General features: G+C 34.3%; 26 protein-coding genes. All 26 read right to left on the reverse strand.

What is annotated here, in order from left to right; translation table 11 throughout:
* Positions 1–2: 2 nt before the first annotated feature.
* Complete coding sequence (locus M1D73_RS19410) at positions 3–4,394, reverse strand: phage tail spike protein (RefSeq protein WP_481157946.1); 4,392 nt, start codon at positions 4,392–4,394, stop codon at positions 3–5.
* Complete coding sequence (locus M1D73_RS19415) at positions 4,391–5,848, reverse strand: distal tail protein Dit (protein WP_481157947.1); 1,458 nt, start codon at positions 5,846–5,848, stop codon at positions 4,391–4,393. The genes M1D73_RS19410 and M1D73_RS19415 overlap by 4 nt, the downstream gene beginning before the upstream one ends.
* Before the next feature lie 41 nt (positions 5,849–5,889).
* Positions 5,890–9,516 (reverse strand): phage tail tape measure protein, encoded by a 3,627-nt coding sequence (locus tag M1D73_RS19420; RefSeq protein WP_481157948.1) that lies wholly within the window; start codon positions 9,514–9,516, stop codon positions 5,890–5,892.
* A gap of 233 nt (positions 9,517–9,749) precedes the next feature.
* The gene (locus tag M1D73_RS19425) at positions 9,750–10,112 is read right to left on the reverse strand and encodes a hypothetical protein (RefSeq protein ID WP_098300322.1); all 363 of its coding nucleotides are present in this window, start codon (positions 10,110–10,112) and stop codon (positions 9,750–9,752) included.
* Between the two features lie 4 nt (positions 10,113–10,116).
* Positions 10,117–10,704 (reverse strand): major tail protein, encoded by a 588-nt coding sequence (locus M1D73_RS19430; RefSeq protein WP_001004907.1) that lies wholly within the window; start codon positions 10,702–10,704, stop codon positions 10,117–10,119.
* Positions 10,705–11,040 (reverse strand): hypothetical protein, encoded by a 336-nt coding sequence (locus tag M1D73_RS19435; RefSeq protein WP_065845257.1) that lies wholly within the window; start codon positions 11,038–11,040, stop codon positions 10,705–10,707. It abuts the gene before it with no gap.
* Positions 11,037–11,381 carry an HK97 gp10 family phage protein gene (locus M1D73_RS19440; RefSeq protein WP_061666393.1) on the reverse strand — a complete coding sequence of 115 codons (345 nt, stop codon included), beginning with the start codon at positions 11,379–11,381 and terminating at the stop codon, positions 11,037–11,039. Before M1D73_RS19440 ends, M1D73_RS19435 begins: the two co-directional genes overlap by 4 nt.
* 1 nt (position 11,382) lies before the next feature.
* Complete coding sequence (locus M1D73_RS19445; RefSeq protein WP_481157949.1) at positions 11,383–11,733, reverse strand: phage head closure protein; 351 nt, start codon at positions 11,731–11,733, stop codon at positions 11,383–11,385.
* A gap of 1 nt (position 11,734) precedes the next feature.
* On the reverse strand, positions 11,735–12,031 hold the full coding sequence (locus tag M1D73_RS19450) for a hypothetical protein (protein WP_001243202.1): 297 nt from the start codon (positions 12,029–12,031) through the stop codon (positions 11,735–11,737).
* A 12-nt stretch (positions 12,032–12,043) separates the two neighbouring features.
* Positions 12,044–13,207, reverse strand: a complete 1,164-nt coding sequence (locus M1D73_RS19455; protein WP_000152777.1) for a phage major capsid protein — start codon at positions 13,205–13,207, stop codon at positions 12,044–12,046.
* A 19-nt stretch (positions 13,208–13,226) separates the two neighbouring features.
* Complete coding sequence (locus tag M1D73_RS19460; RefSeq protein ID WP_481157950.1) at positions 13,227–14,000, reverse strand: head maturation protease, ClpP-related; 774 nt, start codon at positions 13,998–14,000, stop codon at positions 13,227–13,229.
* On the reverse strand, positions 13,984–15,147 hold the full coding sequence (locus M1D73_RS19465) for a phage portal protein (protein WP_443756631.1): 1,164 nt from the start codon (positions 15,145–15,147) through the stop codon (positions 13,984–13,986). Before M1D73_RS19465 ends, M1D73_RS19460 begins: the two co-directional genes overlap by 17 nt.
* Positions 15,148–15,155: 8 nt before the next feature.
* Positions 15,156–16,811 carry a terminase TerL endonuclease subunit gene (locus M1D73_RS19470; RefSeq protein ID WP_221818458.1) on the reverse strand — a complete coding sequence of 552 codons (1,656 nt, stop codon included), beginning with the start codon at positions 16,809–16,811 and terminating at the stop codon, positions 15,156–15,158.
* Positions 16,808–17,164 carry a hypothetical protein gene (locus M1D73_RS19475; protein ID WP_000763336.1) on the reverse strand — a complete coding sequence of 119 codons (357 nt, stop codon included), beginning with the start codon at positions 17,162–17,164 and terminating at the stop codon, positions 16,808–16,810. The genes M1D73_RS19470 and M1D73_RS19475 overlap by 4 nt, the downstream gene beginning before the upstream one ends.
* Positions 17,165–17,319: 155 nt before the next feature.
* Positions 17,320–17,655 carry an HNH endonuclease gene (locus M1D73_RS19480; RefSeq protein WP_065845250.1) on the reverse strand — a complete coding sequence of 112 codons (336 nt, stop codon included), beginning with the start codon at positions 17,653–17,655 and terminating at the stop codon, positions 17,320–17,322.
* On the reverse strand, positions 17,648–17,905 hold the full coding sequence (locus tag M1D73_RS19485) for a hydrolase (protein WP_065845249.1): 258 nt from the start codon (positions 17,903–17,905) through the stop codon (positions 17,648–17,650). The genes M1D73_RS19480 and M1D73_RS19485 overlap by 8 nt, the downstream gene beginning before the upstream one ends.
* Positions 17,906–18,097, reverse strand: coding sequence for a hypothetical protein (locus M1D73_RS19490; protein WP_065845248.1), 192 nt, complete (start codon positions 18,095–18,097; stop codon positions 17,906–17,908).
* A gap of 56 nt (positions 18,098–18,153) precedes the next feature.
* Positions 18,154–18,633: a hypothetical protein gene (locus M1D73_RS19495; protein WP_481157951.1), complete on the reverse strand. Its 480-nt coding sequence runs from the start codon at positions 18,631–18,633 to the stop codon at positions 18,154–18,156.
* Positions 18,634–18,904: 271 nt separating this feature from the next.
* Complete coding sequence (locus tag M1D73_RS19500; protein WP_065845246.1) at positions 18,905–19,219, reverse strand: hypothetical protein; 315 nt, start codon at positions 19,217–19,219, stop codon at positions 18,905–18,907.
* Between the two features lie 164 nt (positions 19,220–19,383).
* Positions 19,384–19,935: a hypothetical protein gene (locus M1D73_RS19505; protein ID WP_065845245.1), complete on the reverse strand. Its 552-nt coding sequence runs from the start codon at positions 19,933–19,935 to the stop codon at positions 19,384–19,386.
* A 453-nt stretch (positions 19,936–20,388) separates the two neighbouring features.
* Positions 20,389–20,811 (reverse strand): hypothetical protein, encoded by a 423-nt coding sequence (locus M1D73_RS19510; protein WP_065845244.1) that lies wholly within the window; start codon positions 20,809–20,811, stop codon positions 20,389–20,391.
* 280 nt (positions 20,812–21,091) lie between these two features.
* Positions 21,092–21,475: a hypothetical protein gene (locus M1D73_RS19515; protein WP_000713434.1), complete on the reverse strand. Its 384-nt coding sequence runs from the start codon at positions 21,473–21,475 to the stop codon at positions 21,092–21,094.
* A 304-nt stretch (positions 21,476–21,779) separates the two neighbouring features.
* Positions 21,780–22,322, reverse strand: coding sequence for a site-specific integrase (locus M1D73_RS19520; RefSeq protein WP_320483679.1), 543 nt, complete (start codon positions 22,320–22,322; stop codon positions 21,780–21,782).
* The gene (locus tag M1D73_RS19525) at positions 22,322–22,786 is read right to left on the reverse strand and encodes an ArpU family phage packaging/lysis transcriptional regulator (RefSeq protein ID WP_098605673.1); all 465 of its coding nucleotides are present in this window, start codon (positions 22,784–22,786) and stop codon (positions 22,322–22,324) included. The genes M1D73_RS19520 and M1D73_RS19525 overlap by 1 nt, the downstream gene beginning before the upstream one ends.
* Positions 22,787–23,011: 225 nt before the next feature.
* The gene (locus M1D73_RS19530) at positions 23,012–23,593 is read right to left on the reverse strand and encodes an RNA helicase (protein ID WP_366985128.1); all 582 of its coding nucleotides are present in this window, start codon (positions 23,591–23,593) and stop codon (positions 23,012–23,014) included.
* 19 nt (positions 23,594–23,612) lie between these two features.
* Positions 23,613–26,261 (reverse strand): lipase/acyltransferase domain-containing protein, encoded by a 2,649-nt coding sequence (locus M1D73_RS19535; RefSeq protein WP_481157952.1) that lies wholly within the window; start codon positions 26,259–26,261, stop codon positions 23,613–23,615.
* Positions 26,262–26,493: the final 232 nt, after the last annotated feature.

A 26,493-nucleotide genomic window follows, 5' to 3' on the forward strand; every position in this document is an offset into this window, starting at 1 on the left:
TCCTAAACGTTAGGTAGCTTGTACCATTGTCCTCCCATTCCCATAAAATAAAACCCATAGCCTTGACCGCCATCAAAGAAACGAATGGACCCAGCTTGGCCCATTTTATTACGCCCTAAATTTATTCCCTGCGTTAGAATAGGTTGATTTATGAATACATCCTTTTCTGTACTTATATCAAAGGTCTGCCCATGAGCAGCTGGACCTATGTTGTTATTTACGCTGCCTATAGCAATTTTATTAAACGGTTGAAGACCATCGGCCCTTTCTGCTGCCGCACGATCCCAGTTATACATGCAAGCATAGTTACCACTAACCAATGTTATACCTGAAACACAAACAGCTCTACCCGCAGAAACTTGCGCATTTGCAGCTGTAACTTTAACTACAATCATATGTTCTTGTGGATTGTAATTGTTAGGAACGGTAAATGTGAAATTATACCTTCTAATTTCACCATAAAATGTAGATGGCTCTGGAAAATCTTTATATATTTCGTGCCAAATTTTATAACTCACTTCATCCAATGGCGTAACAAAACATACCTGCAATCGTGGTTTTGCAGTTGTACGCACACCGTTAATCTGTGCGGTTCGATAATGTGCTGACAATGTATAAGAGTTTCCTGGATGAATCCCGTTTTGAACCTTTGTTTCTGGATAATTATACGTGTCGACACGGACTGCATTTACCATTTGTTCATAGTTAAATATAAAAGTGTTATTTTCTATCACTACACCGTTTCCTTGTACTTTCCAAGGTAGACCATATCCAGCACCAAACCCCTGATAATTTGGGTTACCTATGTTCAATTTTGGAACACTAGAAAAATCATGATCGGCTATTAAATTTCGTTTTGGCATAACAGTTGTTTTCGTTCCCCATTCATCTTCAAAAAGGAAGTCTAACATTTTAATAGTAACGCCGTTTTTATCGATGGTAATCTTATCGCCATTAATTTTGATAAGATTCGTATCAATACCCTTTGCGGTTAACCATCGCACCATTGTATCGGCATTAATATCCAGTTTTGCAGCATTGATTGTAATTTTCCCAGGGGACATATTGATCGCAGTGACAATGCCGTCCTTTAAAATCTGCGCTAAAATCCCTTCATCTAACACTTCTAACTTAGATTCCGTTTTCTTTACATAGGCATTATAAGTCTCATTTATAAACGTTTCTTGTTTTCCAGAGATAATTGAAACGCCTTTTTCAGTAGCACTAATACTTCTTTCTAACTCTGTAACTTTCTGATTGTATTTCTCAGTAGCTACTCTATTAGCTATATCTTCTAGCATTTTATCAACATCAGTTTGATCTTTCGGATGTAACCAAAATTCTGTAGCTATAGTGCCGCGTTGTAACATAGGTGCAGCACACCATAAACGCCCATTTCTCGTAACGTAATAACGCCATCTCACAAACGCTGCATTAGCTGGCGCTTTATCTGTACATATAGCACGAACCCATGTATGATTTACAAACTTGATATTAGTTCTAGCTGTTTTAACACGAGTTTTTTTGTCAGCCGTCCACCATTCAATTTCTATAAATGCACCGCCACTATCAATAAGTGTTTTCCCATCCGTATTGAAATAACCTGATGCAACAAAGTCCTCGTTAACCTGACACTCAATGAATTGACTTGTAAGTCCCCACCAACGATCTTGAGTCTGGCCAGTACCGGTAATTACAAATGTATTCATACCTTTGTATTTTAAATTCGTATCAACAGATCCAGTTGCTCCATTACCACTATTCCAAAACCAATATTTCTGCCCTAACTTAAAATCCGCATCACGCAATTCGTTGACAGTACCTAAACCGCCTACATAATCCTCAACGTCTTTCTTTTTCATTGTTAATTTCAATGCTTCAGAATGTTGACCTATTGTTGTAGTAGCCTCACTAAGCGTTTTTCCTTGCTCAGTTTGTGTTTCTTGTAATCTCTTAACACTTGCAGTTGTTCCTTCTGCATTCTTTTCTACAGTGTTAACACGTTCATTAAAAGAGGTTTGTGTTTTTTCTACCGTTTTAATACTTTCTTTGATTCCATTCACACTTTGCTCAATCTCAGTTGTTTTTTTCGTGAACGTTTCTTTAGAAGTAACTTCATCATTAGCAGGCTGCCATGTAGTTCTTATATTCCCCTCTTCCAATTTCGCATGATGTGAGTTTAAATTACCATCAATATTGCGTCCAGAGTAATAAAACCTAATTTGAGTTACATCCTTATCTTTTGTTTTGAATGTAACAGTTAGAGGCTCGTCCTTATAATCTACATTAATCTTTAATTGTGAGTCTGCACGTACAGATTTCCATTCTTGCTCTCCGTCTGTATAAGTTATTGCCGTTTCTACACCGAACCAAGGATTTGTATTAAGTTTAGTCATTTTCCCAGTGAATAAAAAAGAAATAGTAAACGTCTTATTTCTGTAATTAATCTTATTAGAAAGAGTCATTTGTTTACTGTCTGACCATGTTCCAGTCATATTCTGTTTGTTTAACCCGGTTTCTGAATCGCTTGCTAGATTAATTGAACCTACAGAAATGTTACTCATGTCGGTTTGTAATTGTTCAATGGTCTGCTTATTTGAAGTCGCCGTGTTCTTTATTTCATTTGTTGTTTTTGTTAAAACGTTTGTTGTTTGCTTCACATCGGCAATAGTTTGTTTTGTACCTTCAACTGTATCTTCCACTGTATTTAATTTTCCAGTGATTTCACCATCTTTTTTTGTTAATGATTCAATAGATTTAGTAAAACCCTCGTTAGTTTGTTTCATTTCAGAAACAGTTTTATTAATTTCACCTTGAGAGTTTTGTACATTTTTAATAGTTTGCGAAACTTCTTGAAGACTATTTTTAACTTCCTTGAATTGTCCATTGGTTTCGCTTTGCGCTTCTTCCACTTTTTTGTTTAATTCTTCTTTTGTGAGCTGAATATCTTTATTAACTTGTTTCAGTGTTTCTTCCTTTACTGACTCTACATCAGGAATAAGAAGCTCCCAACCTTTACCGTTCCACACTTTTAAAATACCCGGTTTACCGTTGGTAATATCTCGCCACACTGTTTTACCTACTATAAGATTATCGGACGGTGGATTTTTAGCTTCAATAATATTCACCGTATTATTTTTTAGATTTTCCTGGACCTTTTCAGCAAGTTTCTTGGCTGCTTGAGACTCTCTTTGAGCTTGTTCGGCTGTACCCTTCGCTTCTTCTGCTAACTTTTCTAGTTGTTCTAATAGTTCTTTATTAGCTTTATTGCCTAAAGAAGCAAGTACTCTATTGTATAAATTTCGCATTTCTTCATTCGGATCGGTAATTTCACGATAATCACCAAATACATATTTATCTTGTGAAGGATCTGTAAATGATTCATCACCAACGATTGCACGTGCTTCTAAATAAAGTTTCGGTGTAAATCCTGTATCTTTTATTCGGATTGTATCCCCCTCATTAATCAGCTCATGAGCTAGTCCAAATACACGACCAATACTTTGTGCATTTACTTCATAAGAAACAGATGTATTAACGCGTTTCTTTATCTCTGTTTTCATAAGAGTCATTAAACGTTGTGGTGTTATATCTTGCTCTGTCTCCGGTGTATAGAATCCGAATTTATGTTGTCCTCGTTCATTCCATCGCTGGAATGCATCGTTGTCTACAAGATAAGGAATTCCATTATTAATACTAGAGATGGTTATAAAGTCTCCACCTTCTTTTTTTACGAATCCTAATAGGGCTGTACAGATGTTTTGGGAATTCTCAATTCGTTTGATACCCATCAAATCTTTACCCAGAGTTACTTCTTTGCCTGTATCACGCCCTCGTTTTTTCACCATATCTACATAACGACCAACAATTTGAGACCCTACAACTTCCGCGCGATATTGAATTTCTAAATCGAATAAGGAAGCAATGTCTTTTAAAAATTTCAGTGGATCTATAAATTCATCAATCGTCATAGTGTGGAAGCCAGCGTATTCTGTTTTTCCTCTTTTCCACTTCGTACCCACAAGAGCTATATCGATAAACTCATTGACCGTTTTACCTACAATCTTCTGTGGATTGATAATGCCAACTTTCGCGAGTTGAATCCATTCACCAGATGCATAAGCAATGACTGATCTATCATCTGAATCTTTTTCAGCTTCAGTAATTACATATGGAACAATGCGACCATCACGAACTTCTTTTAAAACTAAATTTTGCTGCATGAGTGTAACTGCATGATCTGTATTATCAAACACTTTAAACTCTAATGTATCAATGTTATTTTTTATTTCCCAATGTCGTTTATCGTCCCAATAATCTTTTGGGTGTATATTGGAAACAATTTGACTCGTTTTAAAATCAACAACATGTAAGATTCCACTTGGTGTCCTCATCTAAATCGCTCCCTATACGTTACTTTGGCTGTTCCGACAGTTGAAGGCATGATTTCTAGTTTATTCGAACCCTTATGAATAACAGGATAGTCACTAAATATATCTTTTAGATTAATAGCACTTTTACCATTTATCGTTACAAGACTTCGCTCAGTATCAATAACTACTTTGTCACCAACATCAAAGATATAAGGAGGATTATTTTGTGTATTCATGTTAACCTTCCAAATTTTCAAATCGTCAATAGACATTTGCGAACAAAACATGTTGTTAGAGAACTGAGAAATGCTAATTTGTACTTGAGTGACTTTATTCATATTCACGTTATTTTCATCAAACCAGACAACGAACCTTTCAGCATCGTCAATCTCCGTACCTAATATGAATTTAGAAATATACGCTTCCCATCTATTACCGGTCCTAGCGAGCCATAATCGCCCTCTAAAATTAGTCCAAGTATCTGGATGATCTCCATGTTCATTAATTAAAACTTGCCCACCTGGTTTCTTACTGTTCCCCACACTAGCAAATCCACTGTTTTGCTCGGCTTCCCATTGAACATCACTCATTGATATACGGGCTACATAATCGCTATTTTCATCAAGAAGACCGATTTCCACACGCCCCATTTGATCCCAATGATAACTATTAATGTGTACATAAGCTTGCATGATAAAATCCTGTAATGGTCCTTGTGGAATATTCTTTTTGGCTATGCAACCATGCCATCCTTTTACTGTAGGTTCACCTAGATACTCGGCCATAAAACGGTATCCATCTGATTTAAACTTTCCTCCACCAGTCATGTCCTCAGTTTTAGGTACATCCGTCCATCCTATGGTTGTTCCCATCTCGTCCCATAACACACGTTGATTTCTTTCAACTGGAACTTGGTCTGCTTTTAATGGATATCCAATGCGAAAATAATTCGTTCCATTCCATACATCAAGAAATGTAGAAGGCTTTGTCACTTCAACCTCTATAATTGGATTGGATTCTACACTTCCTTTGTTTTGAAAATTTGCTATTAACCCACGCCCATCCATTTCAAATTCTACTGCTTTAGTAGGTCCTAACTTATATGGCATCGGACAAACAAAATTCAAAGTACCTTTACCTAAAGCAACAAAATCCTCGGGATCAAAATCTTCATCAATAACCGCTAGGTATGTCCTATTAGGTGTTACATCAAAGACTAATTCAACAGGTTTTTCTGTAATTAACCACTCTGCTATTTCTTCTTTTAATGTTTCCAGGTCAGATCCATCAGGAACAATAATTCCGACCGGAACAGGTAACACTCGCATTTCAGTTTCTGTCGTTAATAATCTTGCACCTGGATAACCTGGAACACTTAGAAATTTCCGTTTTAATGGAGCCCACGCTGGTCTTTTCCATCCCTTTTCTATTTGAATGTACTCCTTTCGTTGGTTGTTAAAAGTAAAAGAACTCATGCTAACACCTCATTTCTTTATAAAATAAAAGAAACCCAAACCTAAAAGGCTGAGTTTCTTTTTGCTTCTCTTTCTTGATACTCGGTTGTATAGCGATACGTACCGCGTGCCACGTCTCTTCCTTCTAAATTAACAGGCACTTCAATAACTAAATCTCCACCAAGCATTGGAATAACTCCACCACTAGAAGACGAACCAGATCCGTAATTAATCACTTGATTTGATACGCTGCTTGCCATAGCTTGTCTACTATTTGACATGCTTCCATACACACCACTCATGACACTCTTTAATCCTGATAATTGACTCACAGAACTAGCCATCATACGGCTCATATCACCTATTAATTGATTTATTTCTCCCGGCATAACAAATTGTTGTCGTGGCATGGCTGCTACAATTCCTGCACCAATATCTCCAAGTGTCTTTTTATTCAGGGGAAGCACTGCTTCTCTTCCCGCTTCTCCTGCACCTTGCAAATTCCCACCATTCATTCCGAAGATAGTTGGTTTAGTGAAGATACCACCTTTTGCGCGCCAATCAATATTAATTCCTGACGGAAATGTAACATCTTTACCTAAAACATTTTTCGTGCTTGTTTGTAAGCTGAAGTGTGGAAGAGGTGGCATTTCTGGTTTTGGAATTTTTAACTTCAAGTCACTAAAGAATCCTTTAATCTTCCCAATGAATTTTTCTATACTGTCAACTGCATCTTTAATTGGATCTATAATAAAATGTTTTGCCGCTTCAAATTTTTCTTGAGCTGCATTCTTAACTGAATCAAATTTTTCCCGTGCTGTGTTGTACATATCATTGAATTTCTCTTTTGCAGAATTATAAGCTGAAATAACTGGTTCAACGATGTATGTGTAAACCATCTTCCATGCTTCAAGTGTATACCCTTTTATTTTCGCCCAAATTCCTAACATCCAATTGGATAAATCATTAAACTTTTCTTTTACTAAATTCCAAGTATCTTGTACAGGTTTTATAATATATTGTTTAAATAAACCCCATGCTGCTGATGTATATGATTTAACTGTCTCCCATTGTGAATTTAGCCAAGAAACTAAATCACTGAACTTTTCTTTTACTAAGTTCCAAGTGTCTAGAACAGGTTGAATAATATATTGCTTAAATAGTCCCCAAGCAATTTGTGCCATAGCTTTTGCAATTTCCCATTGCGTACCAAGCCAAGTGACCATTTCACCGATTTGTGTACTTACCCAGTCGTAAGCTTCCTGAATTGGTTGAATAATATATTGACAGATTGCTGCCCATGCGATTTGTACACCTGCCTGTATTAACAACCAACCAGCTTCTAAAACGGTAGAAACTGCCGAAATAATTGGATCTAAAACAGTAAGAATTGTATCCCATGTTTCTTGCCATGCTTGCGTTAATGTTCCCCACAATTCAGACGCCGTTTCAACTAAAGAGGACCACCAAGAGGAAGCAGTTTCAACAATGCCAGACCATAAACTACTAAAGAATTCACCTATCGGATCAAAGAAACTATGCATCATTTCTATGAAAGAAGACCATGCTTCAGAAAAGAATTCAACAGTAGAATTCCATGCATCGCTACACGCCTGCTTTACACCCTCCCATAAATCACTAAAAAATTGACCTATCGGATCAAAAAATTCATGCATTGCTTCTAAAAATGAAGACCATGCTTCACTACAGGATTGGGATATCCCGTCCCAAAGCTCTACTAAGTACTCTTTAATAGAATCCCATGCTTCTATTGTCCAATTTTTAATATCATCCCAGTTTTTATAAATAGCCACTCCTAGAGCAACTATAGCAGCTATGATAATAGGAACAATAGCAACTATACCTAGTGCCGCGGCGGCCCCAATTTCAAATACCCCCATGACCGATACAACAATTGGTGCAATAGCCATAAGTGCCCCTGAAATTACTCCAATAGCCGTTGCAACTGCTGCTAATGTCGCTGCTAATTCTGGATTATTAGAAATCCAATCAGCAATACTAGCAACAACATCAGCAATTACTCCTAGTATAGGTTCAAGAGCCATTTGTAAATCACCCATCGCTTTTTGGAACTTTACAGCTGGATTTGCATCTAATTTTTTAACAGATTCATTTAAGTTGTCTTGGTTTTGTTGAAGATCTTTTGTTTTCTTAGAAGCTTCAATTAAAGTGTTTGTTAAATTTTGACCTTGATCTTCAAACATAGTAGCTAGAACTTTAACCCCAACCTGATTTTTCTTAACTGGGTCTTCTATTCCGTCAATAGCTTTAGCTACTTCTACCATCGCTGCTGCGCCATCTCTTCCGCCTTTAGCGACAGATGCTCCCCATTTTTCTATTTGTTCAGTTGCGATACCAGAACCGTCAAGCGCTTCTTTTAAGGCCTTATCCGCTCCTTGTGCGAATTCAGTTAATTGGATCCTACCTTCTTTCAGTCCGTCTAAAAGATTATCGATATTCCAACTACCGGTTTCAACACCAGCTTCCATAATTGCTTGGACTTCCTCAGCTTTAAAGCCTGCACGGGTTAGCTGGCTACCATATTCAGCAATGATGTCTAACTGTTCTGGCGGAAATCCCATTTTTAACAAAGCATCAACCATACCAAGAGCACTATCTTGCGTTATTCCTAATTCATTTCCTATTTCATAGGTTTCTTGAATCAACTCTGTAAAATCTATACCGTCATAGGATTGCGCGATTGTTGCTGCACCTTTAACGATAGATGCATTCGCTTCATCACTAATATCTTTATTTAAAGCCCATTGCCTACGTACACCAGCAAGTGATTCTTCAGCATCCACTCCATAAGCTGTTACGCCTCTTATTGCTTCTTCTACTGATTTTTTCGAGGATTCAGGGACATCAAAAGATATATCAATTTTGGTTTTCAATTTTGACATATCAAGTGCTTTTTCAACAGCTGTTGCAATTCCACCACCAGCTGCTAATCCACCGATAACATTCTCTAATCCTACTTTTAGACCTTCAAACTTCTTCTCGGTTCTGCCGGCTTCTTGTTGTAAGTCTCTTAACTCATTTTGTACTTGTTGTATAGAGTTTCCGGCATCCACAGATCGAAGGGCACGTTGTAATTTTTCAATATCAGCTTCAGTTCCTAAAGCTTCACGACCAATAAGACCAATTGCTTGTTCTAACTGTCGACTTGTAGCCGATCCACTTTTAATTGCATTTACAAGACGATTACCTAATGCGCTCGCAAAATCATCAACACTTTTTCCTGTAGCACTAAATAAAGTTTCTAATTGTCGTGTTGAACTTGCTACATTTTCTTGTTCGGCTTTCATATTACCGAGCTTGTTTTTCAGACCATCAAGTGACCCTTGTGTAAATTCAATTTCACGCCTAAATGCGCGATACTGCTCTTCTGAAATTTTCCCATTTTGAAATTGCTCTTGAACCTGTTGCTCCGCTTCTTTTAATTTATCGAGCTTTTGTGTAGTTTTTTCGATTTGTTGTGTAAGCAACTGTTGCTTTTGAGCAAGTGCCTCAACGTTACCGGGATTAAACTTTAATAAACGTTCAACATCTTTTAACTCTTTAGCCAAAGAATCACTTTGCTTATTCACGTCTTTTAAGGCATTTTGTAACGGCTGCGTATTTCCTCCAATTTCAATCGTAATTCCTTTAATTTTTCCTCCTGCCATTATCTCACCTCTTTTTTCTTAGAAAGCATTAAAGTCTTCTTGAGTTGCTTTTCGAACTTTTTCTTTTCCTGGATTTTTCATTTCAGCATACTCAGCGATATAATCAAAACAATCACCAATCGTCATCACTTCTAAGTCCCAATATGTGAGCTTTGCTTCATAACAAAGAGCAAGGAACAATTCAGTGCTTAATTCTTCATCACCGAAAGTCCCTTGCTCTTCATTAATTTTCTTTACTTTTTTTTTGCTCCCATTGTTTTTTGAACCATCTCATTAATTTCCGGCATTATATCGTAAATAGGAAACTCATCAAACCCTTCTAACCAAGTCATCGGGTCTGAAATTTCAGGATCAGCTGTTTTAGCGTATAACCAAACTAAATCGTAACAAACTTCAAAATCTACTTTATCGAAATCTAAGTTAGAAAAATCAATAGTGCCTTCTGTTGCATCTTGCGAAGCGAATGTACCTATAGCTCCTAATTTAAACATATCGGCAAATAAATCCCGTCTAAATTGCGCCTTATATCGCTTGGCTGATGCTGCATTAGCTTTTAATTTGACCTGTTTTCCGTCTATTGTAATTGTCTTTTCCATCTACTTACGCTCCTTTTGGTAATGCAGGTACTTTTGTATACACTTTTTTGTACCAATTATTATAAATATCTGTTTTTGATTTAGTAGTAGTTTTCGTTTTAACCATACGTTTTCCATTAATATCAATAGGGCTGGATACAAATTTAAGTTCATTTGTATTTGGCTCCGCTGAATTTGTTTTCGTTTTAGATGCAAGTGTTGGACGACTTGCAGAACAGTTAAACATAACGTGTCGAGTTGCTCGTACATCGCCATCAAATTCAAATAATAATGCAAATGATTTTCCTTTAGCATCCGCTAACTCATTTAGCACACCATCTTCTTCGTCTAATTCCTCTCCTAGTGCATCAATTGCAAATTGTTCCGGAATAGTCGCAATAGAAAGCGTTCCGTCATACCCTTGGTTATTACTTGCAGCGTAATAAAGCATGTCATCAGCGTAGAATTCAATTAAATCCCCTCGTGGATCAAACGTTAATTCAACCGCACCAGGTAATGGAATTGGTGTATTAAATGTAACTACACCATCTTTAATATCGAAAAGCGCATAATGGACATTCTTTAAACCAAATGCTACTTTATTTTCATTCATTTATATCAACCTCGTTTCATAAAATTTTTGATACATATTTTCAGATTCAATAAAAGTCCCATACGAGTCATAAGGAATCTCGTGATCATCTAGAACTTGTTCTAGCTTGGCTTCCGCAACTACATCTTTCTTAGTTGTATAAAGCTCTATATTTACATCATTTATCTTGTGATACACCTTGTTATCAGCCATTAAATTTGCTGACCCATCCACAAGAAAACAGATATACGGTGGCGCTGGAACTGGATTCCCTGGTGTTGCTGTGAAATGCGAATAAGCCACAGGATAACCTGTAGCTTCAAGGATTTTTATAAATTCTCCTAATGTTAATGTCATGATTCAATTGCCCTTTCAATACGTTTCGGCAATTCATCAATTACATACTCTTCAACAGGACGAATATGCACTTTTTCCAGTACGCGGCCACCACCAGTTTTCGCATGGCCATTTTCTAAAAGATGCGTTAATTGTCCCTTTGTATTATGGATAACAACGGCTTTATCAACTTTTTTCTTTCGCCAACCTTTACGATAACCACCTGTTTTCTTAGGACTATTCTGTCTTAACTTACCTACAGCGATATCAGCTACATCTTCTTGTGCATTTATCAATTCTTCTTCTACAACATTTGCATATCTTTGTAATTCTCTAGCAAGCTCTCCCGCAAAATCATTCATATTAAACATACTCCTTTGCGATTATAGTCAATGTTTGATTCATTTCATCATCATTCATTGGCGGTTCGATGATATCAAAGATACGACCTTTCATATTAATTCGCATTTCTTCCGTAATACCAGAAGTGTATGGAATTACGAATCGATAAACTCGTGTAGCTTGTGAAGCGGAAGCTTCAATGTACTCAGATCCTTTCACTGTTTTTATCATCGCCCAGGCTTTTTTCAATTCTGGCCAAGATGTTTTGATTACTTGGTTTAATTCATCTTTTATTACCACAGGTTGTTCGATACGAATTCGATTGCGAAAATCTCCCGTATTCAATGTTTTCTTATACTGAAAAGGACGCATATTAATCACCGTCCAATTTAATTTCTTCTAACGCTTTATCAACACCTAAACTATTAATCTGACTTAAAAAATTCTTGTCAAAATACTCTAAGGCATCGTTATAGGCATAACGAGAGCGTTCAAAGACTAATTCCTTGAACTCCTCGTTATTATTTAAACCATAATCGCCACAAACTCTTAATAAAGCCTTATTGGACGTAGAAAGGATACGCTTTAGGTTATCGTCTTCCTCATCTCCTAAGTGCATCCTTTCTTTGAACTCTTGCAATATTTCATCTGAAATCGTTGCGTTTCTCATTCATTTCACCCTTTATTTAGATTTTGTTTCTGCAGGTGGTGTAAATGAAATTGCTAAATCGTAAACAAGAGCCGCTTTATTATCTTTTGGTTTCCCATTAGCAAATTGTTTAATTGTATAAAGAGTAGCATCTTCGAAAGCTAATGTTTGATCAAATTCTTTTAGCTTATATCCACCTGCGATTGCAGCAATATATTGTCCTTTTACAAAGAATAATGCTTTACCAACGGGAACTTCCTCACACTCGACAGGTTTAATGTTATAAGGCAATGCCATTACCCATTGACCTGTTGCGGTCTGGATTGTATTACGTGCTTGTACGCCAATCGCATCAATCGGGTTAACTACCATTACAATTTTATTTAATACTTTTCTGGATTTCCCTTTTGCATCAACAGATAAAGCTTTTACTACTTCATAAAGTTCGCCTGCTACAATTACCCCTTTATCAGACGGAGCAAATGTTAGTTTACCAGAAGATTTTTTATCAGTAACAGCGCCTGTTTCTGGATTTACATCTTTCATTAAACCAACTGGTTGATGCGCTACAGATCCGCCACCATTAATAAAACCAAATTCTAGACCGACAGAATATGTTTCTACTAAAACAGTTCGAACATAACGTTCAATCCATTCCGGGCCAAGTTCCTTCATATCATTTGGAATTGCTGCAAATGCAGTTAATTTAAGTTGACCAATTTTTTCTTGTTTGAAGATGGCATCAATTTGCCCACGGATTTCACCGAATAACTCGCCCCATACATACGCCTTCGTTGCATCAGAATAAATAAACTTCGTAACTGCTCCTAAATCTTGCAAACCAATTTCAGCTAATAAGGGATGTTCCGTAACTAAATCTTCAAACACACGCTCTTGAGTCGTTACAGGAAGGATTGAGCCATCTGTAAATCCACCTTCTTTAACAACTGCATTGAAGAATTTTGTTTCTGCTGAAGTTAAAACATTTTGACCACGTTGCTGTAAAATTGAACGATCAAGCATATCGTTATTTACTTGTTCACGAACAGTATTTGCTACATCTGTTTGTAGTGCATCAAAGAAACCTTCAAACGCTGACGTTTGTTCTTGTTCTGTACTTTCCGCGTTAGTTAAAGTGTCCGTCAATTTTGCTTTTGCTTTATTAAATGCTTCAGATTTATTAAATTTAATCGTCATTATGTGTTTCCCCCAATTTTTATAATTTTAAAAGGAGCCCTTTAATCCCACTGTTTTTTACAGGTTTAGGATTCGGCTCCTTTGGTTTTTCTATATTGTTTTGTAAATCATTCAGGATTTCATTTTTTAATCCTGATAATGCTGCATTTAAATCTTCTTTTGTAATCCCTTGGCCTTTGTTCATTGTTCCATTTCTAAAACCATCGATTACCTTTTGTGGAAGCATGGCAGCAATAGAAGCTGAAGCTGTCATTTTAACCTGATTATCCATAAACATAATTTCATCCACAAAATTATTTTCTAATGCTTGTTGCGGACCCAACCAAGTCTCTTCAGCCATCATATTAAGTAGTTCCTTTTCTGATTTACCGCTTTTAATGACATAAGCATTTACAATTGCTCTATCTGTTGTTTTCAACATTTCAGCTGCCTTTTCCATGTCACGATGATCTCCACCATTCCACATTGAAGCATTATGAATCATAATTTGTGCTGTAGGTGAAATTCGGACTTTATCACCAGCCATCGCAATAACAGAAGCCGCACTTGCAGCCAAACCAACAATTTGAACTTCCACATTACCAGGATAATTTTTTAATGCTGTATAAATTTCTGACCCTTCGTGTACATAACCACCAGGACTGTTAATCGATACAATTAAATCATCACCATTGGCATTAGTTAGTTCTTTTGAAATTTTACCTGGGCTCGCAGCATCCATTTCAAACCAATCATAAATCCAAGCTTCATCATTTGAAATTATTGGTCCTTTAACGTCAATTTTCACCGTCATTTGTATTCTCACCTCCTTCAGAATCAGTTAGTTTCGTATAGTTTTTCGTAATATGATGTGTATTTAAGTTAGGATCATCAGAAACTTCATATCCTACTTCTAATCGAATTTCATTTCCTGTAAATGCACTTGAAGAAATGAGTTTATCGATGCTTGTCGCAAGATCAAATATACTTTGATAAGAAACAGCTTTAATTTCAATTTTTTGACCTGAAAGATACTCTTCTTTTTCAAAAAATTTAACGTTTGCTTCATCTGAAATCTTTTTTAACAAAGGTTTTGCTGTGAAAAGCATGTAATTCTTTGTTTGCTTCTCTACATCAGCCATTTCACCATATATCAAAGCAGTTGGAATACCAAAAGCCATTGCTACTTGATTTAAGAAGCCATTTGTTACTTTATTAATTTCCTCCACACTCTGCCCAGAATTTGCTCCACCTGACGTTTCAGCATACTTAAAACCTGGTTGTTGTGGAATGATAGCGACATCTTTTTCTCCAATCGCTTTGTACATGTTATCAATGAACTCTTGCAGTTTTGATTGGTGTTCTTTGCTCTTTGCAGCGAGCATGTCCATATCAACTGTTCCGCGAATTTGATTCTTACGTTTTTGAGAACTTAATATTCTACCGAATAAATCACCATAATCAGTAAACAAACCATCGATAAGAGGTGATAACTTATCATTCCTGTATCTTAAATGAATGACTTCACTTTGTTTAAAACTTCTTTTAAACTGATAATCTTTTACAGTGACATTTGTAAAAATATCTTCAAACACAGCATATTCATTATGTTCAAAGTCATCAGCAATAAGTAGATCACCATCATCCGCTTGGATAATCAAAGCTTCATTATCATAAATAAGTTTGTAAATGAAACTCTCCCAAAAGGTACTTGCTGTCATATTCTTATTTGGTCTAACATTTAATCGGTAATAAAGCTCATCCTTTTCAAATTCTTCACCGTTTTTCACTCTGAATTCCGACTGACTTATTGTTCTTCCTAAAAAAGAAATACATGTATCAATCGCTAATCGCTTCATATGGACTCTATTTGCCTTTTCAATAAACATTTCCACATCAAACATAAATCCTACTTCACTATTTCTTTTAAATACTGCGTCCAACCATCCAATGATTATCACACCCTTTATTAGAATTTAATACTGTCTAACATAAAGTCGAATTCATCCACAAGAATGTTATCCGCTTGCCATAATGCATGGATAAAGGCTTGGAATCCATCTGTTTTTCTCTTAAATTCATCTTTCTTCAAATATTCTTTGTTGCCGTCTTTTTTGATGTGGACGTAGACGTTATTGGTGTACCAACGCATTAATGGATTATCACCAAAAATAATACGATTGTTTGCAAATAACGTTTCTACCCTTGGCGCTAATAAAGAATGAATAGCTTTTGGGTTACGGATGTATAACAATATGAAACCTTCAGCTTCAAGTGCTGTTTTAACAAGATCAAGACGGAATGTATCAGCTACTATTGTGTTAAATCCGTATATCTCACGCATTTTTACAAACCAATCCACAATATGAGAGATATTAATAACCGGCTCATCCACAATAGTTAGTAAGCCATTTTCAGCCCATTCATAAATAGGCGCTTTTAATTTCACCTTGTCCAAGAATCCTTTACGTACAAATGAATGACCTTTCCATATATAATCTTCACCATGTTTAAATAGCAAGCCGACTGCTGCGAAGTCTTTGATGCTGGCGAAGTCGAGACCGCCTACAGCTACTTTGTGCTTTAAATCTGGAACTTCTCTCAGTGTTTCTCCATCTTCTTCAAAACCAGTACGCATGATTTCTTCCCATGAAGCTACAGACTTTGTTAAATCTACTTCCGGTATATTCATCCTCTTAGTCATGAAATTTTCTCTATTAGACGGGTCGTTTTCTAGATTTTTATACTGACGCATAACTTTCTTAAACAACCCTCTAGCGTATTGACTCATTGGCTTACTAAACATTGGATTTGCTTTTTCCCACATATCAGGATTATCTACTTCTTCAGCGTTATCAAGCTTACAAATAAAAGGAAACAATCTATCTTCTTTTTCTTTCCCTTTCAGGATATTCATAGCTCGCTCTTTCATTTTGTCAAGATAACCCTCACGAACAAATCCATCTGTGGTAATAAAAAATTCCCTAGAGTTAGGAACTTTACCTAAACCGCTAGAGAACACTTCTACAACATCGCTATTTTCATATCTATGTATCTCATCGTAAATAACACACCCGTCCCTTAACGAGTCTTTACTCCCTGCATTAGACGTATGAAATTCAAAAGTCGAACGAGTAGCTTTATTTGTTATCAATTGTTTTGTTGATACAAATAACTCGTCTAATATTTCATGTTTTTTATTCTTTTCATAAACATCTATAAAAGAAGTTTTAGCTTGTCTTTCTGTATTAGCAACTACCGATACGTTGTAATGTTCAATACCGTGCAATTCGCTAATAAAGAAGTGTGTCAATGCACTAATCAATCCGTTTTTACCAGCACCCCTTGCCATCATCCAGAAGTGTTGATCAAAATAAACATCCTCATATTCATCAAACAAAAACACAAATGCTATTAAAAATTTCTGAAAGGAATTTAATTTGAAATGCCACTTTTCTATGAAAGTTACACATTTATGAATTAAATCCACATCAAAATGTAAATCATTACGAGTTAATATATCTTGCTTTAAATAACTTATAAGCATGATACGTTCTTTATTTAATACCACTGTTCCTATTTCATATAGTTCTATATATTCACTTACATACTTATGAACAATCATATTAAATCACTTGCCGAATATTTCTTAATTTCTTTTTTATTATTTCCTTCTGGCAACAAATCCGTTAGTTGTTTAATGACCCTTTGATATGATTGATCACGAGTATTATATAACCGGGCAACAGGTCGTTCTCTTTCATACGGCTCTGTTTTATCAGATTGTGAGAACATTTCATAGTCACCATTCTCAGATATATCCATCCACATCTCATTTAATAAAACTCGTAATCTTGCTGCCTGAATAATTAATCCTTCAACCACTTTTAACTTACTAGGTGGGATGTCTTTAAATAATCTTTTCAAACGATTTTTTTCTTTGTTAACTAGCACCTCACGCTCATCAATATCCGCCATAATATCACCTCGATTCAATCATATTTTCATACTGGGTAGGGGTCCTATACGAGACAACTTAAAAATCTGGAAAAACGACCCCCTCCTCCGGTGCCCCTTAGAACAATTTTTGATGAAATATTTTAAAGGGGGGGATTGTTATTGCCGATTCTTTTTTACCATTTTTCATCATGTTCCCATTTGTTGATTTTCTTTTTGAATGTTCTACCATGTTCTTTATTATGGCAATTCACACAGACTGTTTCTAGATTGTCCATTTCCAATGCAAGTTCCGGATGATGTTCAAGTTCTTTTATATGATGGACAACAAGTTGAGTCTTCTTACGCCTTGCACTCTCACTATACTCATTGGTATCAGTTTGAACACGACCATTACGTTTACATTCCTGACACTCATAGTTGTCACGCTTCTTTACTCGTTCTCGTGTTCTCTTCCACTCACCACTGTCATAGAACTTACGCTTCTGTTGTTTTGTTTTGTATTCATTCATCCGTCTTTACCCAACGTACTTTATTACCTTTATCTCTTTCCAGTAATTCTTTTATTGATGTTTGTTCCAGATATTCTACAGAATAAAGCATGTGTTTCTCGCCATATAGTTTGTAATACTTGAATCGATTAACATTAATCCCAGCCTTCTTGTACGCTTTCTCATGAGGTTTAAAGTATTTGATATATGCTTTCTTATCAATAGGTATAAGACCAAGTGCAGCAATCTTACCATCTATAACACTATTCAATTATCCCCACTCCTTCTCATCCTTTATATCCTTCAATTGCGCCATTTCCTTTTCGACCATCTTATCTATGGGATTTAAAATTTTTAATGAAGTTATAGTGAATTGTTTGTGATTAGTATCCTTGAATAACTGAATGGTTTGTTGAAAAAGAGCAATCATATCATTCATAAACTTTTTAAATATCCCAAACACACGAATCATCACCTACGTAATTTTTACACAATAAAAAAACACCCATTACGGATGTTTCAGTTTAATAGATTTATATTTCTTTTTTCATAAAAATCTTTTAACTCTTTTTGTGTTAACGCATTAACTTTACTACTACCTTTGAATTTATTTGCATTTGTATTAGCTATTACATAGATATGTTCCGTAATACTTTTAATTTTTTCAATATAAAAGCTAGATATTCCTTTTTTTCTCAAGGATTCTTCATGAACATATAACAAATCTACTATTAGTGTTTTTTCATTCCATTGACGTAGATCAATTATCATTGAATTAGGTTTATGAAAATCCATGGTAAATAAAACTTTTCCAGTTCGTTTATTCCAAATGGCAAACTTTACTTTCCCATCTTCAACCCCATAACCACTTTCCTTGGTATCAACTAATCCATTATCATCAAATTTGAAATCAATATTATCTCCTTGCTCTTTAAGAACCTTCGGTAAACCCCACCTTCTAATTAATGCTTCCATTTCCTTATTAATTTCCGGAATCAAAATATTCATCTCCTCTCGTAATACCTATTCTACATAAAACGAAGGAATGCTACAAAAATATACGTTCATTTACTAATTGGTCCACCATAATAAAAAGCAGCCACTATGTGAACGCTTAGTGCTATTATATGTAAGTTGTTATATTAACTCAGATTGAAATGTAGGTAAAACAAATGGAAAACAAAGAACCAAAACTAGAATTCGACCTAAGCAAAATATACACATACAAAGAGTTCTCTTATAAAATAAAAAAGCAGCAAATTTGCTACTTTTATTTCTTCCAATCTTTAAGGTCTTTATATTCCTTTTTATAAACTTTTTCGATTGCATTATCATGCCACTTATTATCTTTCTCATCTCTATTATCTTTAAAGTTAAACTCACTTATATCACTGTTTACATTTAACCATTCTAAATTATTATGAGCATATTGATAAATAAACATCCTAGCTTCTTTTAATGAATTGAATTTTTCTTCGAACAGAATAGATTCATTACTTTTATGTCTAACTATTTCATACACTCCAACTTCTTTTTCTCCTCTTATTTCAAAATATGGTTTAGTAAAACGATCCAATTTCCTCACCTGAACATCCCCTTTCAAATCGCCTTAGATTTATTATACAAAATAAAAATAACTACTTTTGAAAAGTTTCATGCTTTTAAATGAAAAGAATCTTATTTTGAACAATCCATAACGAAATCTAATTTAAACTTCAAAATAAAAAGCACCCGTTTTGGATGCTTTAATCATTTAAGTACATTCTTGTGATATTCTGGATTCTCTTCTTCAGCATCAAATACTATCGATCTATCAACATATGGTTTTAACCATTCATAATTCCATCTGACGTCTGTCCATGAAACGATGAAAACCTTCTTTATATTTTTCCATTCAAGAATATCACGCATAAGCTCTTCTTTAGCTTCATTTTTCTTATCACAGAATGAATCCATTGGATAAACTATAGCGAAATCTAATTCAGAAGGTGTTCTTCCCCATGTTGATTTAGTCGGTAATGAATCAAAATAGATTATTTTATTTTTCAGCTGATATGGTTTTCCAGAAGTTATTGTTTTATTCATTGGAACATCGTATCCTGCTTGATTCAAAAACAACGGAACGTTTTGAAATGTTGTAACTCTGAATACGCCTGTTTTCAAATTCTTACTTTGTTCAAGTAATTCTAACACCAAAGAATGCTTTGCATATTGGTGTGTCCCTCTAATTAACATTACTTTTTCATTTTTCGAGCTGATAAACTCATTTATTTGCTTAATTGCATTCCCACGATTGTTCACTGTTACCCCTCCTTCCCCATTCTATCTATTCGACAGAAAAGAAGGATATCCTACAAAATAAAGCACCTGAATGGATGATTTTTCATTAAGTATTAATTTGTATTTCAATTACGGTAAATGAAGTTTTATTCTTCTTCCAATCACCTAATGTTGTTTAAATTTATCTGTTCCAACAATAATTAAGTAATTGAAAGAAGAGCAAAAGCCCTTCTCCGTTTACACAACGTAAATTGCAATTGAATGTGAAAACAAGAAACAACTATTCATCCAATCTGCAACCATCGCCACCGGTCATGACGATCCATTTTCAGAGGAATTTTGCAAGCAATGTTTTTCCGCCACTACTCACAATACAAATATATCACATTGATTTCAAAACAACCGGCACATTTACTGCCAAAAAGCGGTCACGACTCTGCCACTTTTTTCTATACATTATTGTTTTATACTTAGTTATTTATCGTATGGCAACCCTAATTCTTTTCTCAAACTATTATACTTTGAATATACATAGCAAAATAGTTCTTCAAAATCATATCCTGCTTTAAGACCACTATAATCCCCTGATGTTACATCCATAAAACGAACCCCAGCTTTTGTAGCTTCAACAATTTCTCTTAATTTAGAGTCTACAAATTCACTATTGCTATGTATAATATTTTCTATTTCACCTAACTTTCCCGGTCCTTTATAACCTGAAATGTAACTTTTATCCTGCGATAATATCTTATATAAAGGAGCATAGACTTCTTTTAAAACTATCTCCTTATTCTTATATTCCCTGCCACGCCTTTCTCTTATCTGATTTAAAAAATGATTTAATATCGCACCTATTATTACCCCAACAACACCTATTACTAACTTCTCATAATCCATTTGAATATTCACCTCCAAATCCTATTATATCTTGATTTCACATTATATTCACTTACCCATATCTTATATTGTGTGTAACTGACCCCTTCGCTGAATCCCTTGGTATCATTGATTTCATTTAACTTTCTCTTTTGAGTTACACAGTGCGAAAATTATGAGTAACTGTATAGTGATATCACCAACATTTTGCAAAATAACCTACGCTATGTGGAAAAATAAAATAAGCTGCCCATATGGACAGCCTATTTACATAATTATCGTTATCAGAAGTTGATCAACATCAGTTTATTCGTCTTATGAAATAAAAAACTAAGGAAGATAAAATAATTGGAAGACTAAAATTAATAAAAAGCATTGTATAGTGAAATAAATATCCTCCATATAATCCTATGCTCATTAAATATGCATAGGAAAAACCTAATAATATAAACAAGGGAATCCCAATACTTAATTTATAACTTTTTTTTACTTTTCTATAAGAAAATTCTCCTAGTAGACAGCCTATAAGTACAGGTATACTCCCGTATATAATGTAAAGAAGAGCTATCGCCAAGGGGGAACCCGATGCGTCCATACCTTCAGGGTCTATTATAAATAGCAAGCTAGATGTAAATATAGAAAAAAATATGAGACACGCTAAATAACTAAATATAAATTTTTTCATTTTTATCCCCCAAATAATTTATAATGATATCTTCATTGTATGATAGTTACCTTTACTTAATATAGATAAAATGTAATATGTATATCATATACATGTTCGGTTAACATAACACATCATTATCGGTAGCAAGGAAAAGAGAGGAAACCGTACTCTCACCAAGGAGCCTTCTTTTTTTGTTCTATGGATCTATGCATTTTTTTATACATTCCTATCCTAGCGCAGTTTTAGGGTTCTTGTTTGCTACTGGAACTGTATAAAATCTTGCATACTCTTAGCGTGTTTTTTTCCAAAATGCTGCAATACTCTAGATTTTAAACCTAGTCATTGCTTTGTCCATTGCATCTTGGTTTACACCTATATAACGTAACGTGACCTTCTCTGACGAGTGATTGAATATCTCCATTAGTAATGCTATGTTTTTTGTTTGCATGTACATGTGATAACCGTATGTTTTTCTTAACGTATGTGTTCCTATTTCATCTAACCCGAACTCTGTCGCTGCCCCGCTTAATATCTTATATGCCATGCTACGACCAATTGGACGATTCTTACCTTGTCTGCTTTGCAATAAATACTCACTGTCTTCTCTTTCTATAATAAACCATTTAAGTTCTCTTTTCAGTGCTGCAGTAATTTGTATTCGTTTCTGTTTCCCTGTTTTCTTTTCCCGCATAGATATATGACTGCTTTTAACATCCCCTACTTTCAATTTCAAAATATCTGAGATTCTGAGGCCTGTATTAATACCCATAATGAAGAGAATGTAATTACGTAAACTCTTTTCCTTAAAATACTCTTTTAACTGCTGTATTTGCTCTAAATCACGTATTGGTTGAACAAAATTCATTATTCATTACCTCCACTTTCTTCTGCCTCATATACTTCTAATCTAAGAGCAAAAGCTAGTTTATAAAAAGCATTAGATTTATTTCGTCTATACGTACGCTCACTCATACCAATTTCGTTATAAACCATATAATCAAAGACTTCTTCATCTTCTAAATATCTTTTTACAATAATATCCCTTTGGTTTTTACTAAAACGACTTAATGCCTTATCAATTTGGAAAGATAAACGTTGTAGTTTCACTTCCCTTTCACTCATAGCAACATTTGCTAAAGCAATATCTTCAGCTGGCTTCCCTACTATATTTGTTGGACCGTGATATCTTACCTCGCTAGATGCTGTAACCTTCATCTCATGTCTAATCATCCCAAATTGCCTATAAATACGAACATTTTCAAGAATCTCTTCTACACGAATCTGCGTTGCTTTGCGATCAATTTTAGGTAAGAAAGTTAATTGCGTCATATATACAAACACCCCTTATATATTTTGTTAATAAAAACAAAAAAGCGGACACCAAACTATAGAGCAATATCACTAATGCTCTTATAGTTTGATGTCCGCTAGTTTTTCCAGTAGGACAAGATATTTATCTTTTTATTATTATATCACTTCCCTAGGAAGAATTAATCTTTATTTCCACTTTCTTCTTATTCTTAAAAAGAACCACCTGAATAGGTGGTTCTTTCCTTAAATTAAACTCATTTCACAGTTAAATTCATTTTTTTTTTGAGAATCAAAATCAAACCTAAATTTTATGTCTACTTTAATTTCAGGTATTTTTTCTTCAAGAAGATTTTTCAACTTTTTAAGAACAAATTCTTCATTATATTGAAAAACCTCTAAATCTATAACAACTTTAAAGATATCCTTACTATCTCTTCGCCCTTCACTTTTAATAATAATAATATCTTTTTCATCGATATCAATAGATAAATCCTCAAAAAACCCCTTGATCGTTGTACGAATCTTCGGTGCGTAATTATTGTAAACTGCATTTTGTGTTTTTTGTTTTTTTCTATCACGATACATTTTGATTATAGGTATCAGTGCATAACTTAATGGAAAAATATAATTCCACATAGAGAGATTATTTTTTTCAATGAATACTACGTTACTGATAATCAAAAATATCGGTATTAATATTACTATGAGTACTAAGAAAAAAGCTAAATCAAAAAATAATTGCCTACTTGCGGTCCACCACAGCACTCCAAAAACAATTGAACATATTACTAACAGGGACAAATTGAAACCAATCATTGTTAACATTTTGCCCCTCCTCTCTTTATTACCTAATGGTTATTGGCTGAACTCTAAGTGCTTTATGTTTATCCTTGGCTTTATCTACCTCTTCAATGATTAAATCAATTTTATTTACTGAATCCTTACTCCAATATAGATTAAGATACTGCTTTATATCATCAATATTTAGTACAACATGATAATTATCATCTTTTTCATCAAAGTAACTAGATAGCTCTTTTGAGAATTCTTCTCCTGATTTGAAACTCATTTTAATTTCAGAGTGTATATCTAGGTTTTTCACTTCTACTGTATCATCTAAAACTTTAAATTTAAATATATGTTGATCCTTCTCATCAACTTTTATATCCTCTGCTAAATTTTGAAATGATACTTTATGGCGAACATCTCTTACTATCTCAATAAAGAATATTTTTTGATCAATTACAATTTCTTTTGCTTTTTGAATATATTTAGTTTGTATAGATTTCGGTGTCCCATTTTCATCCGTTTTTGTGATTCTAACTGTCATAGGAGGTGTTACCCCAATACCACTTAACAATTCATTTAATTGCTCAGCTGTCCCTTGTGTTCCTAAAACTGATGTTATTAAGGTTTCATCAATCTTACTATAAAGCACCTCTTTGTCATTGAATACATTTGTATATTCAATTTTCACCTCTCTTGTTAAACCACGGTAAGATATCATATTCGTGTCTTTATTTACACCTTCCGAAGGTTCAACCACAAATGATACCTTAGGTAACCTAACCTTTAGCTCAGAATACATTTCTTTGTTTGGTTGTTCATATTCTAATTTATATGCCTTTGGATAAAATCTCATAATAATTTTTGGAATAACATTTTCAACGTAGTAAAGAGTATATGTCTGTGTACTCTCTTCATTACCAGCACTATCGACAGAAAAGATTTTTAAAGTATTTTCTCCTTCGTTTAATGTTAGCTTTACCATATTTTCTTTAAATATTAGGTTGAATTTAGAGTCATTTATTGAATAATAGGTGTCTGATACTGGATTTGTTCCCTGAATTACATCCAGTATATTTAGATTTACCTCTCCACCAATTATATAAGTATTGAATTTATTTTCTAGCTTTACTTGTTTTTCACTCTCTATATTTAATTTAGTCTTTGGAGGAATCACTTTATCTATTTCAGTTGGTTTTACAGTTTTTGGTTCTTTAGATTGAACCTTACCATCTTCAATTATAGATAATCGACTATCGCTCGATTTTAATGGCAGTGTTACTTCTACAGTTTTATTCTGATCTATAATAAATGAATCATAAGTATTTATTTCTGTTACTTTTCCTTCCTTATACTCTTCAATAGAGATAGAAGTAGCGCCCTCATCATATGCCTCTATAACAATTTTATCTGGCATTATACTCTCAAGCTCTTTTTCATCTTCATAAGGTAATAAAATATAAGTAGTGTCATCTATATAGGTAACTTCAATATCATCTCGATTAGATTGGTCATCAAACCAATTATTATCATTTTCGTTTAACAAACTTTCTGCATTACCATATAAGACTCCATGATTCGAATCTGATAAAGATACAAGTACTGGACAAGCAACTTTTATTACTTTAGCTTTAAAGTTGCTTATATATTTTTCTTTAAATTTTTGATGAACCAAATAATCTTCCGTATTTTTGATATCATCTCCATGTATCACGCCTCTTACAATATCAAGCACAATGCTATTATTAGGTAAAAATTGATGCCCACCATTTACATAATATTTATTAGGAGTGCTAGATTCAGCGCTAGTTAAAGGCACTGTTCCATCGCCATCTCCAAAAATCGCTTTTGTTTTTTCTTTTTTATCTCTTTCAAACGCACAATATGTACCTTTACCATAACCGATAATTTCATGATGTTCTATATTAATATCCGTATTTATTAATTTAACAAAGGAATTAAATGCATCTACAAAATCAACATCATTATTTTTTAACAAAGGCATATATATATCACTATATACATCCTCCCAACTCTTCATCACCTTTCCATCATATTCAGTAAAAGGTAACTTTGATTTTTTATCATAATTGTGCATATATTTCATATTTGGAAGCAATTGATAAACACTTGCAAAATTATAGACAATTTCTTTTGCTTTCTTAGCTGATAATATTGTTGGCACTCTATCACGAGGGAAGCCATCACCATGCCTTAAAGCTTTATACGCTGAAGGTGCTCCTGCCCATGGGGTCCCCATTGTAATTAGTTTTTTAACTTTTTCTATCGATTCTTTTCCGGCATAATTATTTAAGCACGCTTTAGCGATTAATCCTCCCATACTATGGGCAACTATTATAGTTTCATCTACTTCTTCTTTGCGAGATTCTATTAATTTCTCTAAATCTTCCAAATGTTTGTTATTATCAATTCTCCAATCATATGCAAACTCATCTACATATAAAGCATAATCTTCAAGGCATGTTTTCAACCTACCGTAAAAAGGTCCTAATAAACCATCAGCTATTAATCTATTTTCTTTTGGTTTTTTATTATTATACTTTAGCTTCTCATATAAATTCATTTCAAGTATTGCCTGAACATGGGGAAGCCATAGGGTTAATGCCTGCTCTTTCAATTTACTTCCCATAATTCCTGGTATAATGATTATTTGCCTCTTAGCTTTTCCGTACTGTTGTTTATCCATTCCTTCTTCTCCTTTATTCCTCTTTTAATCTATTTTACCAAAAAATAGATTAAAGCACTCTATTTTTTAATTCCACAGATACAATATATCACAATAATAAGAAATAAAGGTTTAATGCTAATAAAATGTTATATCTAACATTACTTGTTCAGATTCTTTTATATCCTGCTTTACAACGCCTAAAATTGTAGTTATTCGCTCGGTTTTATTCATCTATCATTATAAGTCACCT

The organism is Bacillus sp. PK3-067, assembly GCF_056738645.1.